The organism is Dyadobacter chenwenxiniae, assembly GCF_022869785.1.
Taxonomy (GTDB): domain Bacteria; phylum Bacteroidota; class Bacteroidia; order Cytophagales; family Spirosomataceae; genus Dyadobacter; species Dyadobacter chenwenxiniae.
Genome location: NZ_CP094997.1, coordinates 2,495,599 through 2,511,533, shown reverse-complemented (window position 1 = coordinate 2,511,533; position 15,935 = coordinate 2,495,599). Strand labels below are relative to the sequence as shown.

Sequence of the window (15,935 nt, the reverse complement as noted above, 5' to 3'; positions counted from 1 at the left end):
GAGTTGCTTTCAGATCCAAACCTTAAAACCAATTATTCCTATTTTTTCAATAAAGTGGACGCTCCGCTAACTGCCTCTGTGGGCGGCCGGGAAACACACGGCGCTAAAATAGATTTTCGCTTAACAGTCCCGCTTTTAGCCAAAGCGATCGGAGTAAGCGGGGCAAATGCAAAAACTGTTGTATTCATTTATATCATTCAGTCGGCATTACTGATCCCGTTTTTGTTCGTGCTTATTAAGCTGCTGCTCCAACATCTGTCTCGTTCTTCCGTATTGCCTATTGTCTTGGGTATATCTACTATTTACCTGGCCAAAGCATTTATATGGGACTACGATTTTTGGTTTGATGGATTTGCGTACTTTTTTCTTTTACTCGGGTTGTATTTCCAAAACCGAATGGCCATTTTTTTAACATTAACGCTGGCGTGCTGGACTGATGAAAGGTCCGTGATAGCGTTGTCATCTATATTTTTGTTTCACCTTTTATCAGAAAATAATTTTAATATAAGATCAGTGAAGGGTTTTTGGTCTACGGCCCGCTGGGTCGGGCACAGGTCAAACATCGTGTTGCTGGTTGCCATTAGTTATCTCGCATCACGGTTCTTTCTTTCTGACCGGTTCGGCCTCCACACACCTACTGGCGAAGGTTCCGGCGTGGAGTTAAGTTTGATTCCCTACCAACTCAAGCACCGGCTTGCGGGAATATTTTTAAGCTTTGAAGGCCTGTGGATTTTATTTCTAATCGCCATAGCCCAGTTATTGAGAAGGGGCGAAACACTTTTAGCATTAGCTATCGCAAGTATCATGCTCATTCATATAGTTATTGCATATTCTGTTTTCGATATTACAAGAAGCATGACCTACGGTTTCCCATTGATGATTTTGGCAGCTATTATCATCCAGAAGCATGAATTCACTGTATCAAAGGATATTTACAGAGGAGCCTCCCTGATTTGCATGCTGCTGCCAACGCAGTATCTAATATTTTTCCCACGTCAAATACCTTGGACGGTGTGCAGCTATAATCAGCTCGAACCGGTGATAAGAGGATTGTTTTTTTGACAGAAAGTCGTCAAAACAAGGCAAGCACCGCTTAATAAGACTTTTTCCTGCCATTTAATCGCATAGGCATCCTGGTCAATGAGCAGATCAAGGCAATTAAACGCCAAATACTTTCAAGAAATCATCCTTATAATTACCCCCTAACGGCACTTCGCTTTTGCCGAGAATGATGCGGTTTCCCTGCAAACCGGTAATTTTTGAAAGGTTGACAATAAAGGACCGGTGGACTCTGAAAAACAGCTCATTAGGTAGGTGAGTTTCGATAGAGGAAAGTGGGTTAGTGCTCATTAAATGCTCACCCATAGTAACAACTTTTGTATTGTTGCGGTTAGCCTCTAAATACACAATTTGATCATAGTTCAACTTGTTAATCCGGCCTTCTGTTCGTAAAAGCAGGTGATTACTTTGGGTGATTGTTTGCGTTTCGGGTTTAGTGGTCTTCTTGGAATCTAATTTCTCAATAACCCGGTCAATGGCGATTATAAAACGCTCAATTGAAAAAGGTTTCAACAAGTAATCACAGGCAGCAAGGTCAAATGCATCCGTCGCAAATTCTTTGTAGGCCGTAGTAAAAATGACCAATGGAGGATTTTTTAATGTCTTCAAAAGGTCAATTCCGGACAATACTGGCATGTTGATATCCATCAAAAGCAAATCGATCTGAAGCTGCTGCATCTTTTCCCTGGCTTCAAAAGCATCACTACATTGCGCCACAACCCGCAGCACAGGAAGCAGTTTACAGTACTCGACCAAGATTTGTCTTGCAACGGGGGCGTCGTCTACAATCAGGCAATTGATCATCTTATTTTGCTTTCAAGCGTAGTTCCACATGATATGTACCATTGTCGTGGGTGGCGTTGTAAAAATAATCACTTCCATAAATCAGGTTTAATCTTTTCAGTGTATGGTGCAGACCAATGCCTGACGGCTCCTGAAAACCGGTTTGCTCCTTTTGGTCAGGATCAAACGAGTTTTTAACGGCGCAGCAGATCCAACCTTCAAGGACTCGTAATGTAATGGCGACTAACATACTTGGCTTGCGGGTAGATTTCGAATGTTTGAATGCATTTTCTACAAAGACAATCAACAGCATGGGAGCGATCCGTATCTGCTCGCCCGGATTTTCTTCGATCGCAAGTTCCAGCATCAGCCTGTCACCATTCTGTATTTTCTCAAAATCAATGTAATTCTTTAAATACAGCAGCTCATTTTCAAGAAGAATAAAGTCCTCCCTGGTTTCATAGACGCTATATCTAAGCAATTCCGAAAGTTTAAGCAGTAAGCTGGGCACCCTTTGCTGCTGCGTGAGCGATATCCCATAAATATTATTGAGTGTGTTAAATAGAAAATGCGGGCTCAGTTGCGATAACAATAGCCGCAGCTCGCTTTCCTTTTGTTCCTGGGCGATTTTAGCTTCTGTCACCTGGACAGCCAATGTATGCCGTGCCAGGGCAATTGCGATTCCAAAAAATACAAACAGTAACGAAATGGGAAAGCATATAAACAGGTTTTGCAAGAAATACCCGGCTACATTTCCTTTGAACATATATGCAGCACCGGCAGCGCCACCTAACACCAGTGTCAGAAATATTAAAACTGATTTTGAAACAAGCACCTGCACTGATGAACGGTTTAGCCAAGACTTGCCATACCACCTTCCTACATAAGTGCATGTCAAAATGTACAGGCAGCTTATCATAGCAGCACCAGCCGCGTCGAGGTTACCACTTAAAACGACGGCGAATGAAAAGGTCCCCACAAACGCCAGGCAGAAAGAAAGGTGCAGCAGCGTTCTGGAAGCCATTACTTTTCCAATAAAAGATTCCAGGTGCTTCATCATTCAAATATGGGCAATCACCGCCGCTTTCAAAATATTTCATGCCGAAAACCCGCTTTTCAATGCCCAATTCAACTTACATGTCTCCAAAAGATTCGGCATGCCAAACGGCCAATAGGACGGGCTGGTTTCCGGTTATGTCCCGATGATTTTTCATTTTGAATAAAGCCGAGAACATTTGCTGTCATTTTAAACACAGAGATATGATTGATGCGCATGCGCTTGCCCTTGAAACAAGCGATTTGTCTTTTAGTTTTTCTAAGGATCATCCTGTCATTAAGGGGCTTAATATGCGAATTCCGAAAGGGAGTTTTTATGGCTTTTTAGGCCCGAACGGCGCAGGCAAAACCACCACGATCAGGCTGTTGCTTGACCTGCTCCCTTCAAGCTCAGGAGCCGTCAAAATTTTTGGGAAATCCTACCGTAATGATCGTAATGGGATACTTTCGCGGATCGGCACGCTCATCGAAACCCCATCGCTATATGACCATCTCACCGGGTTTGACAATCTCAAAGTAACCGCAGACCTGAGATGTATCACAAAGGAAAGAGTGTGGCAGGTTCTTGAAATGGTGGGCCTGGCAACCGAAGGCGAAAAGTATGTGCACAGCTATTCACTTGGAATGAAACAGCGGCTTGGACTGGCGCTAGCCCTTCTTTCTTCACCGGATCTGTTAATACTGGATGAGCCTACCAATGGGCTTGATCCGAACGGCATTATAGAAATCAGGGGGTTATTGCGGGATCTGAATGTGAACCACCGTGTTACGATCCTGATCTCAAGCCACTTACTTTCAGAGGTTGAAAGGCTGGTTTCGCATGTGGGTATTATTGGCCAAGGGAAAATGCTTTTTCAAGGGCGCCTGAAAGAACTGCAGCAAATGAGCCGGGAAAAGGCAATCATTGAAATTGATACAGATGACAACATCCGGGCCCTGGCAATCCTGATGGAAGATCATCAGCCTATCATTAAAGCAGCTCAGTTTCTTGCAATTCAATTGGTTAATAAGGATCACCTGGCCCAGGTGATCGCACTGTTGACTGGGGCAGGCCTGCGTGTCAACCGCGCCCAGCTGGTCGAAAGAAGTCTCGAAGAAACCTTCCTTTCACTTATAAAAGACAATCACTTATGAAATTGTTCTATGCCGAGTTCATTAAACTTAAAAATACATTCGCCCTCTGGCTTACCTTATTAGGCGCTCTTTTTATCCCCCTGATCTTGTTTGGCACCTACATATCCGATGTCAAAGCCTTTGTACCGGGGAAGGGAATAAGTCCCTGGGACGACTTCCTGGTTCGGACGCTGAACGGGTGCTGCTTCTTTTCAATTGGCTTTGTTTTATTGATCATTGGCCTGATCATCCAAATCGAACATAAGGCAAATGCATGGAAACACTTGTTTTCGCTGCCTATCAGCAGGGGGCTGATATACATGGGCAAACTGATGGTTATTTTGACCATGGTCCTTGTTTTTTTCGCCTTCTACCTTTCATTCAGCGTTGCGTCGGGTGTGGCGCTCGGCTATGTAATACCAGATTTTGGATTTTTACAATTTCCCATACCCACCCTTCATCTTTTCAGGTTTGTGACCGAATTCTTTATTTCTATACTGCCGACTGTTTTTTTACAGTATTGGCTGTCATTCCGGATAAAAAGTCTGATCATTTCGCTGGGTATTGGCCTGGGTGGGCTCATGATAGGGTTACTGCTAAAAAGCTGGGAACATATTGTTTACCTGCCTTATGCAGCCCCGTTTCAAATGCTGAACTACAAGGAAGGAAGCCCAGCCAACTTCCAAAATCTTTATTTACTAAATGCCGTGTATACCATTTTATTTCTTTCCCTTAGTTACAAATACTTCACCAAACGATTTCGCGGATAGGCAGATACCCGACTCAGAGGCACATCATTCCCGGATTCAGCTTAAAAGTGCTGACCAATACATCTGAAAATAAAAATAAATTTGCGCAACTCAAAAGTTGCGCGTACATTTGCAACTCAGAGGTTGCGAATAATTAGAATAAACATGAGACAAGACATATTCCAGGCTATTGCTGATCCAACTCGCAGAGCTATTTTATCTTTAATTGCTATGCAGGCATTGACGCCAAATACAATGGCTGAAAAATTTGATATGAGCCGGCAAGCAGTATCGAAACACATTAAAGTATTAAATGAATGCGGACTGATCAGACCGGAGCAGTCGGGTAGGGAGATTTACTATCACTTTAATGCAAAAAAAATGCAGGAGTTTGATAATTGGCTGGCCCAGTTCCGGCAAAGTTGGGAAACTCAATTTAATCAACTTGACAAAGTATTAGCAACAATTAAAAACAAAAAAAATGAACAGTAATTTATTATTTGATTTTACAGTTGACAAAGCGGCGAAAACGGTATTTATAACCAGGGAATTTGATGCTGGTCTTTCTCTGGTATGGGATGCTTTTACTAAACCGGAATTACTGGATCAATGGTCGGCACCTGCGCCAATGCGTGCCAAAACCAAATACATGAATTTTGAGGTTGGAGGAAAAAGATTTTATGCCATGATAAGTCCCGATGGACAAGCGCGTTGGGCATTGCAGCGATATACTTCCATTACGCCAAAGACTCACTTTCAAATCTATAATGCCTTTTCCGATAAAGACGAAAACCTTGAATTGCCGGGGTCTGAATGGGATTACAATTTCAGTGAACAAGATGGTATAACAAAAGTAAATATTACAGTTTTTAATGAATCGTTTGAGCGAATGGAGAAATTACTGGATGGATTTACAGCAGGGTTCAAGATGACATTAAAGAACCTGGAAGATCTTCTTGTAACATTATCTCAGAAATCATAAAAAGAACATTTTAGAGACTTGACATAGCTCTATCACTCAAAGCTTAATTGAAAAAAAATAAACAATTAAATATTATAATCATGAAAGCAATTAATCCCTGGATCAACTTTAATGGAAATGCTGAGGAAGCATTCAATTTTTACAAATCAGTTTTTGGCGGAGAATTCGCAAAAGTGATTCGTTTTAAAGACATAGCAAGCGCTGAATTTCCAGTGTCAGAGAATGAAGCGGATAAAGTCATGCACATTTCCCTGCCTATTGGGAAAAACAATGTATTAATAGCGAATGATGTTCCCGAAATAATGGGACGGACAAACGAAAATGAGAACAGATCAAAAATAGCAGTGAGTGCAGAAAGTCGTGAAGAAGCGGATAAAGTATTTGACGGGCTATCGGCAGGCGGAGATGTTGAAGGTCCCATTGGCGACACCCCCTGGGGAACATACGCCGGAATGTTCAGAGATAAGTATGGCATTGAATGGATCGTGGAATTTGACCCAAATGACAACGGTCAGATTTAGCCGAACAAAGGATACTCCGGATACTATTGGCGATTCTGATGTCTAAATTGTAACGGGCGCGACGCTGGTAGGCGAGAAATTTGCTGCTCATTCAGTATTAAACCCCGCATTAAGGCTTCTGAAAGAGCACTCATTTAAATGGACAATATGTCGAAAGGGCTTTCGGATCGCAGCCACTGCGTGCGGTTCGGAGGCTCTCGCCCGACATAGAATCGGAGTAAACAGCTTGTAAGGGCCATGCCGGATTCAACTTTGTAAACCTTCCGACGAAATAAGCGGTGATGAATTAGACAAATTTTCTAATTTCAATCCCCACGGTGGAACCGCCGGGATGGAATCCCCATGGCGGAACCGCCGGGATGGAATCCCCACGGTGGAACTGCCGCGGTGGAACCGCCACGCGAGCCGCAAACATTCACAGCACAAACAACGCATGTCCGACCCTTTACTAATTGGCCTAACCACCGGAGGGGCTTTTCTGCTCGCATTTTTACTTTTTACAAATCCTAAAAACAATAATGTCAAGGCAAACCACTGGCTTGGCGCATTCATTTTCACTTTTGGCTGTGCAATGCTGGAAGTGTTCCTGCATAATCTTCACCTGCATAGCAAGCGGGTTGCCCTCTTTGATCTGATAGAAGTAAGCCGGTTTTTATCGGCTCCGATGTTGTATCTGAGTGTTGTTTTTTTTACAGCAACAGACAAAAAGAGCACCATCCGCATGCTGTGGCATTTCGTCCTTTTTGCAGCAGTCCTGCTTTTCCGCCTTCCTCATATGGTGACAGGAGAAAACGTGAGGTTTTCAGATCCTATGACGGCGCGGGTCGTATTGACATTGCTGAAAATCGCCTTGCCCATCCAGACAGTCGTTTACTGGGGCTTGTCCTACCGCAAACTGATCCGCCACCGGCAGAACATTGAGCAGGTAGCCAGTTCGACCGATGAAATTGACCTGTCGTGGCTGCAATATTTTTTATGGGTCCTGGCCGCCGTCGTGTTGGTATGGCTTAATCTGGCCATATTCAATTTCACTTTACTATTTCATATTACGCCGTTTTTATATCTGCTGAGTGTATATTTCCTGGCATATTTTGCATTGCAACAGAAAGAAATTTACCCGTATTCAAAACCGGCATTAAGAGAGTTGGACCTGGTTATTTCTGCTAAAACGAGCACCCGGAGCGAAAAGCAGAAAAGGCTGACTGAGAGCCAGGCGTCTGTGCTTAAAGATAAACTGGCACATTTGATGCAGGCAGAAAAAGTATACCTCGACAGTGCTCTCAGCCTTCCCGTACTTGCCCAGAAAATGAGTATTTCCATTCATGAGCTGTCCTACCTGATCAACGAGGTGTATGGCCAGAATTTCTTTTCGTTTGTAAACGGCTATCGGATCGAGGAAGCGAAGCGGCTGTTGCTTTCCGAAGAATTTGAAAAGTTGAACATGCTGGGAATTGCTTTTGAAGCCGGATTCAACTCAAAAACCACTTTTAATACAGCTTTTAAGAAATCAACCGGCCAGTCACCAAGTGAATTTGCCTCCGCTGGCAGAAAATAAGCTTCCAAATCTTCAAAAACGGTGCGTTTGGATACATCCGAACGCCGGTAACCCCATTTCTGACCTATTTCGGCCATTGATTCACTTTCAAAAATTGTAAAATCCAATGGCCCGTAGCATTACTTTCTTTTTACTTGTTTTAGCATTTCTGCTGGCAACTTTATCGACATTTCCGGCCGTTCAGGCCCAGGAGCCTGTGCCCAAAACACTGGACGAGCTGAAAGCCCGGCTCGAGTCCGAGATGCAGCGCCAACACGTTGCCGGAATGATGCTGGCAATCGTGGATAAAGACTCAGTCCGGTTTTCAGGCGGTTTAGGATTATCCGACATGGGTAAAAGAACTCCTGTTACGCAGCGTCAATTGTTTCGCGCCGCCTCCATTACGAAAACGTTTATTGCGCTCAGCATTCTGGATCTGGTAAAGGAAAAGAAACTGCGCGGTACCACGAAATTGAGCGATATAGCGCCTGAAATTCCATTTGAAAATAAATGGGAGACTTCAAATCCGGTTACCATTGAAATGCTGCTGGAACACACCACCGGGTTTAGCGATAAGTCCCCTTTCGAAGAATACAACTTCACAGGCAAGCCGGTTACCGGCATTGGTTCGGTAGCGGTTTTTGGGAAATTTATGAAATCCAGATGGAAACCGGGAGAGCGGCATTCCTATTCCAGCGTGAACTATGCCATTCTGGATTACATCATCGGAAAGGTTTCAAGCAAACCGACAAGTGAATATTTGCGTACAAAGGTTTTTACACCTCTGCAAATGCCAGATGCAAACATCGCTATGACCAGCGATGGCTCGGCGAAATACAGTAAGGGCTATGTCTGGAAGGACGATCATTTCCAGTTGGTGCCGCATCAGCCGGCTTTCAATCCCGGATACAGTTCTCTGAATGTCAGTGCATTGGATTTTGCATTTGCATTGAAGGCATATTTGAATGACTGGAAAACACATTCCGGGCCATTTCTTTCGGAGAAATTTTTGAATGAATCTGAAACGCCGCATACTTATCTGTCTGCCCGTGCGGGGCTGATGAACACATACGGGTATGGTAACGAAGCCAGCGACATCGCAGGGCATATTTTCCGGGGACACCGGGGCGCGATCGGAGGATTTTTGTCCGCTTTTTTATATAACCGTAAACTAGGATTGGGGTATGCCTTCGCTATCAATACGCACAACGAATCATTCTATCGGTACGCCGACCATTTGATCAGTCAATTCGTTTTGCAGCATGTCCAGAAACCCGTTATGCCAGTTACGTATCCTTTGAATAAGGCAGTAGCACAGCCATTTATGGGTTATTACAAGCTAAGCAACCCAAGTCAGTTATACACAGGTTTTTTCGAAAGCCTTACCAATACAATCAAGGTAGAACAGGTCGGGAACGAATTAAGCGTTCAAATTCTGGGCCGCGGCTCAATGAAATGGCAAGCGGCTGAGGCTGCGGGCATCCGTTACAAGAGTCTTCACGCCGCCAGCCCGCAGATACTGTTTTTGAAAGACACGGAGGGTAACCACGTGATTGTGGATGGCACGCTTTATTTTGAAAAGACGACTGCTTTCGCCGCCTGGTCGTCCCTCCTTGGTTTTGCAGTAAGTGTACTTTTTTTGGTGAGCACATTGTTTTTTTTGCTGATTAATCTGCTGCTCTTCGTGGCAGGTAAAATACCAAGATGTGTGCTGGTAACAAGATTCTCACCAGCACTTGTAACGACCGGGTCATTATTGATTCTATGGTCAGCCAGCCAACTATTTGATCATATGAGAGAAGCCTCTTCCACCGATTGGCTTTTTATGATGTGGGGAGCGGGAAAGTATTTATTCGCAGCCGGTACACTGCTTGTTTTATATATTTTGAGTGTAAAATGGAGAACATTCAGCAGCAAAGGATTGAAGGGATATCTTGTAATGGTTGCGATTTCAGCATGCTATTTATTTTTCATTTTCGTAAGCAGCAATTGGTATTACTGAACAAAACAACATTTTCTAATGCTGTACTGATGACGATCTGCATGCTAACGCTCACAAGATGACTGAATGAAATCAACCTCGATAGCATTTACTTTTGGTGCTGTTTAATCGTTTCAAAACCACACGGTGGCAAGCTCGCGACCGTGTGGTATAAATGGCAGCTGGAAGGCGCTAGCGAGGCGGGAAAAGCTCTTACCCGTTAACCGGCCGGTCTCAAACAAAATCCAGCCTGGACATTCTAGAAGAGAAAACCTGCCTTAGACACGCCAACATGCAATAGGCAGGACTAATCCAGCCTGCCCAAATCCTTTTTCATCTCCGACCACACATCAATGTCGGCGGCGTCCGCATCGGTATAATTAGACTTTAAATGATCTATGAAAGCAAACTTGGTTTCGTCCGAATCCAGGTGCAGGTGATCTTCAAGACCATCGGCCTTAACCAGATATTCGTAACCGTCGTTGGTAACCTCTTTGGAAGTATAAAATTTGCCGGACCTTTCGAAATTGTTTATCGAATTATAAAGATCATATACATCTTCCTTGCTTTCCAGGGCGATGCCTGATAGCCAGGTCTCAAAGTTTTCTGTTTTTGCCATGTCCTTTTTGGTAGTTTATAAATTACCTTAGCCAAAACCATTCCAATAAAAACTGCTGCTGTTGGAGCGCTGATTTCTTTGAAAGTGCCAGATCGCCGTATCCCACATGCGGTAAACACATCCCCAAAAGGCCAATTTTGCCGACATTACGAACGTCGCTGTTATTAATACGTGGCTGGAACGCCTGCTTGCCGACAGGCTTTTCTCACCAATTTAATTGGCAGCTGCTAAACCGTTTTCAGGTAAAGGCTTTCAAGCTCGTTCGCTGAGATGGAGGCTGCGTCAATCTCAGATTGCAGGTTGCCTTCTTTCATGATCCCGATTCGGCTTGCGACTTCTTTGGCCCGGAAAATGTCGTGGGTTGCCATTAAGATCGCCGTGCCATTTGCAGCAAGGGTCTTTATAATCCGGGAAAATTCATTGGATGCTTTCGGATCAAGTCCGCTGGTTGGCTCATCCAGCAGCAGCACTTTCGCTTTCTTTGCAACAGCGATGGCAATGCCTACTTTTTGCCGCATTCCTTTCGAGTATCCTGCCAATCTTTGATCAAATGCTTTCGATTGCAGGCCGGCAGTTGCGAGCAATTCACCCAGCTCTTTTTTTGAATAATCAAAACCCGCCAGCGAAGAAAAATATTCCAGGTTTTCAATGCCGGTCAGGTTTGGATAAAGCATTACCGTTTCCGGAATGTAGGCGAGATACTTTTTAATCTCTTGTGGGTTTTCGGCTACTGATATACCATTAATTAGTGCATTGCCTTCGGTAGGCGCTATGAAACCCAGAAACAGATTGATAGTCGTGGTTTTCCCAGCCCCGTTCTGACCGAGCAGCGCAAAGATTTCACCGGGCTGAATGCTTAAATTCAGATTGTTTACGGCAGTTTGAATGCCGTAGCGTTTGGTAAGGTTTATAGCTTCAAGCATTTTGAATGTCTTTGATTTTAATAAAATTTCTGTTGAATAACATCAGCGCAGCTCCAAGCGAGCCGATCACCCAGATGAGGATCGCCATTACGCCGCGGAAAATGGGTTCATCCACATATTGATTAGGATGATAAGCCGGGTAACCACCCCAGTCAATGCTTTCGGTAGGGGTTTCTTCAAAAATGAAAGGGTAGAAGTACTCGCGGACCTGCCGGTGGTGGGCCTTCACCGATTGCAGATAGCGGATGTGGCTGGTAAGGTCTGTGTTAGCAATCTTGTTTAATGACTGCTGCGCGGCAATGACAGGGTTGAAGCCCGCAATTTGTTCGGATAGCGTCTGTCTTTGCATTAATTTATCAAAAAGCTTTTTGGAGGAGTTAGCCGATTCCAGATCACCCGAAAATTGCATGGCATAATACCAGCCAGGAGAATATTTGTCGTCGGGGATAGGGTATTTGCGATACTGAGGATAAACCGCGTAGAACTTTTCCATCGTCGGCTTCTTGGGCTCGTCCCATTTGGCATGGTATCCTTCCCTCTGGCGGATCGCCGTTTCAGCCGCTTCGGGCACACGTATGCTGTTGTTCACGGTAATATTTGCGATGCCGGGAAACAGGATCGCCAGGAAAATCCAGATGCAGACCAATGTAGTCGCATTGAATGAAGAGCTTCTGCCCAAAGCAATAACCAGTAGCGAGACTGTGAACCAGAAGAGCATGTAGAGGATTACTACGGTCAGCAGCTCGAAGGTGGGCATCGAAAGGGGGAGGCGCAAAGAGATGATTGCGGCAGCAAATACAAGTAGGGTGACTGCTAAAATAATCGCCAAACGAACCAGCAGCTTGCCAGCAATGGCCGCACCCATGTTATTGCCCGTAGTTCGGACTATTTTCCAGACGCCGCTTTCCTGTTCTTCCGAAAGCACGTTATAGGTAAACGCAATGATCAGCAGCGGGAAAAGAAATATAAATACAAAAGAAGCGTCTAGGTTTCCAACCAGTAAGGTAAGCGGATTGGTTAACTCGGAATCATAAAGCTGCCCTTCAATCGCCAGCATTTTGACTTTCAATGTGAAGGGATTTACATCGCGTTGCCCGATTGAAAATTTCGCCCAGGGAGAAGCCGGGTTGGTCGTATAAAAGAAGGGATAGTAGGCTGTCGTGCCGACCGCTTTTCCTGTTCCATGCTCCACAATCTCTTGCAAATGATGTCTTTGCACACTTTGCACCGTTGTAATCGTCTGCTGCTGCTGACTAATTACCTGGTTGCCGTGATAAAAGCTGTACAAACCAAAAAGCAGCAGGCTGATTGCCCCGATCAGCACCGTTTTTCCCAGCAGGAAGTTTTTGATTTCCAGCAACAGAACTTTCCGATGGATTTTCATATTTGATACGCGCGTTTGGAAGAAACAAAGATTAATACGCCCAGGCTGGCAAAAACCCACAGGATTAATGCAGCCATACCAAGCGTTCCGGCCGCGAGGTTTTCACTGAATGCCAAAGGCTGGAAGCTGAAATCGGGTTGCTGTTGCCAGTTTTTAGCGCTGACCTTCTGTTTGCTGTCGTTTTGATATTTGATCTGAGTCAAATGGATCTCATTGAGCTTTTTAGTTTTTTCAAAGCGGTACTTTTCGGTCTGTTTTTGAAATGCTGTGAAGCTGTCAAAGTCGGTTCCTGAGAGGTTCATGGAAATATTGCGGATCGCCAGATACGGATCTGCAAAACCCAAAATGGAGGATACACTATTTTGGGCCTTATATATGTCGACCAGTCGATCAAAATGTTTGTTGAAGATGCCCGACGAAATGTTTTCCCCTTCCTGCATTACCAATGCGCCATAATTGACTGGAAGCTGTGAGATCGAATCCACATTATATTTTTTCAGGGTGTTTGCCTTCAAGCTTGCGAAATGCGGGTCATCTGGATTATGACTATCGCCCTGCTTGCTCACATCTTCTTCAATGGCCTGCTCGAAAGCGATCTTATCCGGTGCCCGGTGCAGGCTGCTGCCGAGCGTCTGGGCACTTTTGGGAATGACAATAAAAAACAGCATCCAGACCAGGACAAGGACCATCAGCGCGTTTTTTGCAGATTTGCTTATAGCAGAAACGATCACAACCAGCATGGTAATGATCAGGAAGTAAATGGCATATAAAATGGTAAGCAGCAGCACGCGTAGCAAGGCCTCGGCACTCATATCCCCGGTAATGAGCAGGTTGCCCGCTAGCAGGCTTACTAGCAGCAACGGCAAAAACAAAGCCCAGACAACGGCCGTCAGCCCGGTTATTTTGCCGATAAGAATGTCCAGGTACGATGCGCTTTGGCATAAGAGTAATTTAAGTACACCATTTAGTTTGAGACTGGCAACGGTTTGAAAGCCGATGAAAATGATGAACAAGGGAACGAGCAGCTGTAATACCATGGCCATGCTCAGTTCGCCGAAACGAAGCATCCCATTAGAAAAACCCGCTTCACTCATATTAACCGTGTTTTGCCTGTGCGCTTCCAGAAAAACAGAATTGCCTACATAGCTGTCAAGGCCGAAATCAAAGAAGCTGAGCGGGGATTTTTCCCGGAAAACCATGTAGCCATAGTGGGCAACGCGGTGCGGGTGCCGGTTGGGCTGGCTCATCCATTGGTCATGCACCTCCTGATGTGCCGCTTTTTGCTGATGATTGAATTTACTGACGTATTGCCAGCCGGTAAACGTCGCCAGTAACGCAACGACGAACAACACAGTAAACAGCGCCAACGGAACCTTACTTCGAAAGATGGATGCCCATTCCTGACGGGCGACAAGGGTGATAAAGCGGAAATGCATATAAAAATTGATCAATTGCAAAGCAGTTGCACCAGCATTTACATAAAAAGTATGCACATGCAACGGGGTTGCAATATACATACTTTTTTATTGTTGCATCATTGTTGCAATGATAAATATGGCTATGGTACGCATTCCATAGCCTATCGCATTACTTTTTTTCTTTTTTCTCTTTCTTCTCCTTTTTATCCCCGGAAAATATTTTCTGTAAAAATGTTTTCTTCTCCTTTTTTGGATCGTCGACAGAAGCGATGCTGATCTCGCTGTCGATGGAAGGTTGGATGGCATGGATGAATGCATTTTGAAGGATATGGCTCAAAGCATACCAAATATTGGTTTCCGGGTCATCAAGCTTCCCCTCGAAAGGGATTTTGGTAGCCACCTGATCCTTGGGCTGATTCCGGAGCAACTGGCCTACGCCACCTGCGGCAGCTTCCCAGAGCTTTCTGAAAACATTGTCTTTCCGGTCCTCCTTGCCAAGGACATCCAGGTCTTTAATCAATGGTTTGACATACCCGGCAAACCTGTTATTCTTAGCTGCTACTTCGGTATAAAGCCCGAAACGGCCTTTATTAACGTCAATTTTTGCATAGGCCTGAAAAAATTCATTCAGCTTGACCAGGTTTGTATTTTTAAGCTCGGCACTCATGTCAAAGGTCGGCTGGTCGGCCAGTGGGTTCAGTTTTGCGTTCATCGTCAGGGTTCCTTCATAGATCCGGGCAGAGGCATCCACACTGGCCGGCAGCAGGGCGGAGGAATCGTAGCTGTTTCGCAGGTTTTGAGCCAGCAAGTGCAAGCTGTCCATGTGTATGTCCACTTTTGGCGCAGTACTCGGGTCTTTATAGCGAACAGTGCCGTTGCGGATTTCACAGCGGTTGATGCTGAGCGGCATGAAATCGTTCAGTATTTTTTTAAAATCAGCCGAGTCCCTGGCGATCTGTTTGGGCTCCACCTTGTCCTTTGTGAAGACCAGGAGCGGCTTTTCAACCCTCACATTACCGGCAATAGAGCCCTTTAAAAGTGCCTTCCATTCAATCGAGAGATCAATAACGGAAGCGGCGAAAAAGGGTGTCTGCTTGCCTGAAACCGTATCGGCCTTATTGAGATAAATGCTGTCCACCCGGTAAGCACCCCGGAGCACCGCAAGGTCAACATCTTGTATATGACCATAATATCCTTTCATCTCTGCCAGGCTCTTATTGGCATAGTGCAGAACAATGTATGGAAGGGCTATCCGGACGGCTATCATCAGTAATAGCACTCCGGCGATAATCCAGGTAACTTTCTTTCTTTTGGAAGTAGGCATATAAAAGCAGTTCATCAGGTGATGCCGGCATTTCAAAAAAAGGGTGCCAATACGCATAACGCTCCGGTGGTTAGTGCCGGCAGGTATGATATTTATATGCAGATGCGGCAAACTAAAAATCAAGAGAAAATGAAAAATCTAACAGACGCAAGCCACAGCGAAGGTAAAGTGGCAGAGGCAATTGAAGAACAAACAGCCAAACTGCCTTCAGACGTATTTTTGTGGGCCGCCCTGGGTGCTATCGGTGTATCACTGGCTTTGAAAATTATGGGGCGCAAGCACACTGCACTCTTTGTGGGACAATGGACCTCCCCGTTTTTATTGCTGGGTGTCTACAACAAAATTGTTAAAACCCAGGGACACGATCAGGCGGATAGCGGGAATTATTAACGGCGAACAGGTTACAGCATTTGTATCGGGAAATGGCCAGGTCGCCCTATTCAGAAAATGACTAATGGCTGTAAATAACCCGGTGTGAATTGACATTTT

16 protein-coding genes are annotated in these 15,935 nt (G+C 44.9%); 9 read left to right on the top strand and 7 right to left on the bottom strand.

Going from position 1 to position 15,935, the window contains the following annotated elements:
- Positions 1 to 78: 78 nt before the first annotated feature.
- A complete protein-coding gene (locus MUK70_RS10270) occupies positions 79 to 1,062 on the top strand; it encodes a hypothetical protein (protein ID WP_234656269.1) in 984 nt (327 codons plus the stop codon).
- Positions 1,063 to 1,158: 96 nt separating this feature from the next.
- On the opposite strand, the gene MUK70_RS10265 is transcribed toward MUK70_RS10270, so the two are convergent.
- Together MUK70_RS10265 and MUK70_RS10260 are read right to left on the bottom strand one after the other, a co-directional pair.
- Positions 1,159 to 1,863 (bottom strand): LytR/AlgR family response regulator transcription factor, encoded by a 705-nt coding sequence (locus MUK70_RS10265; RefSeq protein ID WP_234656270.1) that lies wholly within the window; start codon positions 1,861 to 1,863, stop codon positions 1,159 to 1,161.
- Between the two features lies 1 nt (position 1,864).
- Positions 1,865 to 2,902 carry a sensor histidine kinase gene (locus MUK70_RS10260; protein WP_234656271.1) on the bottom strand — a complete coding sequence of 346 codons (1,038 nt, stop codon included), beginning with the start codon at positions 2,900 to 2,902 and terminating at the stop codon, positions 1,865 to 1,867.
- Positions 2,903 to 3,102: 200 nt separating this feature from the next.
- Here MUK70_RS10260 and MUK70_RS10255 point away from each other — a divergent pair, with 200 nt between their 5' ends.
- The 7 genes from MUK70_RS10255 to MUK70_RS10225 all read left to right on the top strand — a co-directional run bounded on the left by MUK70_RS10255 (position 3,103) and on the right by MUK70_RS10225 (position 9,799).
- Complete coding sequence (locus MUK70_RS10255) at positions 3,103 to 4,032, top strand: ATP-binding cassette domain-containing protein (protein WP_234656272.1); 930 nt, start codon at positions 3,103 to 3,105, stop codon at positions 4,030 to 4,032.
- Positions 4,029 to 4,781 (top strand): ABC transporter permease, encoded by a 753-nt coding sequence (locus MUK70_RS10250; protein WP_234656273.1) that lies wholly within the window; start codon positions 4,029 to 4,031, stop codon positions 4,779 to 4,781. Before MUK70_RS10255 ends, MUK70_RS10250 begins: the two co-directional genes overlap by 4 nt.
- 144 nt (positions 4,782 to 4,925) lie before the next feature.
- Positions 4,926 to 5,252, top strand: a complete 327-nt coding sequence (locus MUK70_RS10245) for an ArsR/SmtB family transcription factor (RefSeq protein WP_234656274.1) — start codon at positions 4,926 to 4,928, stop codon at positions 5,250 to 5,252.
- On the top strand, positions 5,242 to 5,742 hold the full coding sequence (locus tag MUK70_RS10240) for an SRPBCC family protein (RefSeq protein WP_234656275.1): 501 nt from the start codon (positions 5,242 to 5,244) through the stop codon (positions 5,740 to 5,742). The genes MUK70_RS10245 and MUK70_RS10240 overlap by 11 nt, the downstream gene beginning before the upstream one ends.
- An 80-nt stretch (positions 5,743 to 5,822) precedes the next feature.
- On the top strand, positions 5,823 to 6,263 hold the full coding sequence (locus MUK70_RS10235; RefSeq protein ID WP_234607365.1) for a VOC family protein: 441 nt from the start codon (positions 5,823 to 5,825) through the stop codon (positions 6,261 to 6,263).
- A 331-nt stretch (positions 6,264 to 6,594) separates the two neighbouring features.
- A complete protein-coding gene (locus MUK70_RS10230; RefSeq protein ID WP_234656276.1) occupies positions 6,595 to 7,818 on the top strand; it encodes a helix-turn-helix domain-containing protein in 1,224 nt (407 codons plus the stop codon).
- A gap of 106 nt (positions 7,819 to 7,924) precedes the next feature.
- Positions 7,925 to 9,799 carry a serine hydrolase domain-containing protein gene (locus MUK70_RS10225; RefSeq protein ID WP_234656277.1) on the top strand — a complete coding sequence of 625 codons (1,875 nt, stop codon included), beginning with the start codon at positions 7,925 to 7,927 and terminating at the stop codon, positions 9,797 to 9,799.
- A 286-nt stretch (positions 9,800 to 10,085) separates the two neighbouring features.
- Here the strand turns inward: MUK70_RS10225 and MUK70_RS10220 are convergent, their stop codons facing one another.
- The 5 genes from MUK70_RS10220 to MUK70_RS10200 all read right to left on the bottom strand — a co-directional run bounded on the left by MUK70_RS10220 (position 10,086) and on the right by MUK70_RS10200 (position 15,446).
- Positions 10,086 to 10,397: a hypothetical protein gene (locus tag MUK70_RS10220; protein WP_234656278.1), complete on the bottom strand. Its 312-nt coding sequence runs from the start codon at positions 10,395 to 10,397 to the stop codon at positions 10,086 to 10,088.
- Positions 10,398 to 10,624: 227 nt separating this feature from the next.
- Complete coding sequence (locus MUK70_RS10215) at positions 10,625 to 11,320, bottom strand: ABC transporter ATP-binding protein (protein WP_234656279.1); 696 nt, start codon at positions 11,318 to 11,320, stop codon at positions 10,625 to 10,627.
- Complete coding sequence (locus tag MUK70_RS10210) at positions 11,313 to 12,704, bottom strand: ABC transporter permease (protein ID WP_234656280.1); 1,392 nt, start codon at positions 12,702 to 12,704, stop codon at positions 11,313 to 11,315. Before MUK70_RS10210 ends, MUK70_RS10215 begins: the two co-directional genes overlap by 8 nt.
- Positions 12,701 to 14,221, bottom strand: coding sequence for an ABC transporter permease (locus tag MUK70_RS10205; protein WP_234656281.1), 1,521 nt, complete (start codon positions 14,219 to 14,221; stop codon positions 12,701 to 12,703). Before MUK70_RS10205 ends, MUK70_RS10210 begins: the two co-directional genes overlap by 4 nt.
- A gap of 70 nt (positions 14,222 to 14,291) precedes the next feature.
- A complete protein-coding gene (locus tag MUK70_RS10200; RefSeq protein WP_234656282.1) occupies positions 14,292 to 15,446 on the bottom strand; it encodes a DUF748 domain-containing protein in 1,155 nt (384 codons plus the stop codon).
- A gap of 102 nt (positions 15,447 to 15,548) precedes the next feature.
- Here MUK70_RS10200 and MUK70_RS10195 point away from each other — a divergent pair, with 102 nt between their 5' ends.
- Positions 15,549 to 15,836: a hypothetical protein gene (locus tag MUK70_RS10195; protein WP_374759060.1), complete on the top strand. Its 288-nt coding sequence runs from the start codon at positions 15,549 to 15,551 to the stop codon at positions 15,834 to 15,836.
- The last annotated feature ends 99 nt before the right edge of the window (positions 15,837 to 15,935 follow it).

Coding starts and splice junctions, on each gene's coding strand:
- MUK70_RS10210 (WP_234656280.1), bottom strand. CDS start 12,704: ATGAAAATCCATCGGAAAGTTCTGTTGCTGGAAATCAAAAACTTCCTG.
- MUK70_RS10250 (WP_234656273.1), top strand. CDS start 4,029: ATGAAATTGTTCTATGCCGAGTTCATTAAACTTAAAAATACATTCGCC.
- MUK70_RS10215 (WP_234656279.1), bottom strand. CDS start 11,320: ATGCTTGAAGCTATAAACCTTACCAAACGCTACGGCATTCAAACTGCC.
- MUK70_RS10225 (WP_234656277.1), top strand. CDS start 7,925: ATGGCCCGTAGCATTACTTTCTTTTTACTTGTTTTAGCATTTCTGCTG.
- MUK70_RS10195 (WP_374759060.1), top strand. CDS start 15,549: ATGCGGCAAACTAAAAATCAAGAGAAAATGAAAAATCTAACAGACGCA.
- MUK70_RS10235 (WP_234607365.1), top strand. CDS start 5,823: ATGAAAGCAATTAATCCCTGGATCAACTTTAATGGAAATGCTGAGGAA.
- MUK70_RS10230 (WP_234656276.1), top strand. CDS start 6,595: ATGGAATCCCCATGGCGGAACCGCCGGGATGGAATCCCCACGGTGGAA.
- MUK70_RS10240 (WP_234656275.1), top strand. CDS start 5,242: ATGAACAGTAATTTATTATTTGATTTTACAGTTGACAAAGCGGCGAAA.
- MUK70_RS10255 (WP_234656272.1), top strand. CDS start 3,103: ATGATTGATGCGCATGCGCTTGCCCTTGAAACAAGCGATTTGTCTTTT.
- MUK70_RS10260 (WP_234656271.1), bottom strand. CDS start 2,902: ATGATGAAGCACCTGGAATCTTTTATTGGAAAAGTAATGGCTTCCAGA.
- MUK70_RS10205 (WP_234656281.1), bottom strand. CDS start 14,221: ATGTATATTGCAACCCCGTTGCATGTGCATACTTTTTATGTAAATGCT.
- MUK70_RS10220 (WP_234656278.1), bottom strand. CDS start 10,397: ATGGCAAAAACAGAAAACTTTGAGACCTGGCTATCAGGCATCGCCCTG.
- MUK70_RS10265 (WP_234656270.1), bottom strand. CDS start 1,863: ATGATCAATTGCCTGATTGTAGACGACGCCCCCGTTGCAAGACAAATC.
- MUK70_RS10200 (WP_234656282.1), bottom strand. CDS start 15,446: ATGCCTACTTCCAAAAGAAAGAAAGTTACCTGGATTATCGCCGGAGTG.
- MUK70_RS10245 (WP_234656274.1), top strand. CDS start 4,926: ATGAGACAAGACATATTCCAGGCTATTGCTGATCCAACTCGCAGAGCT.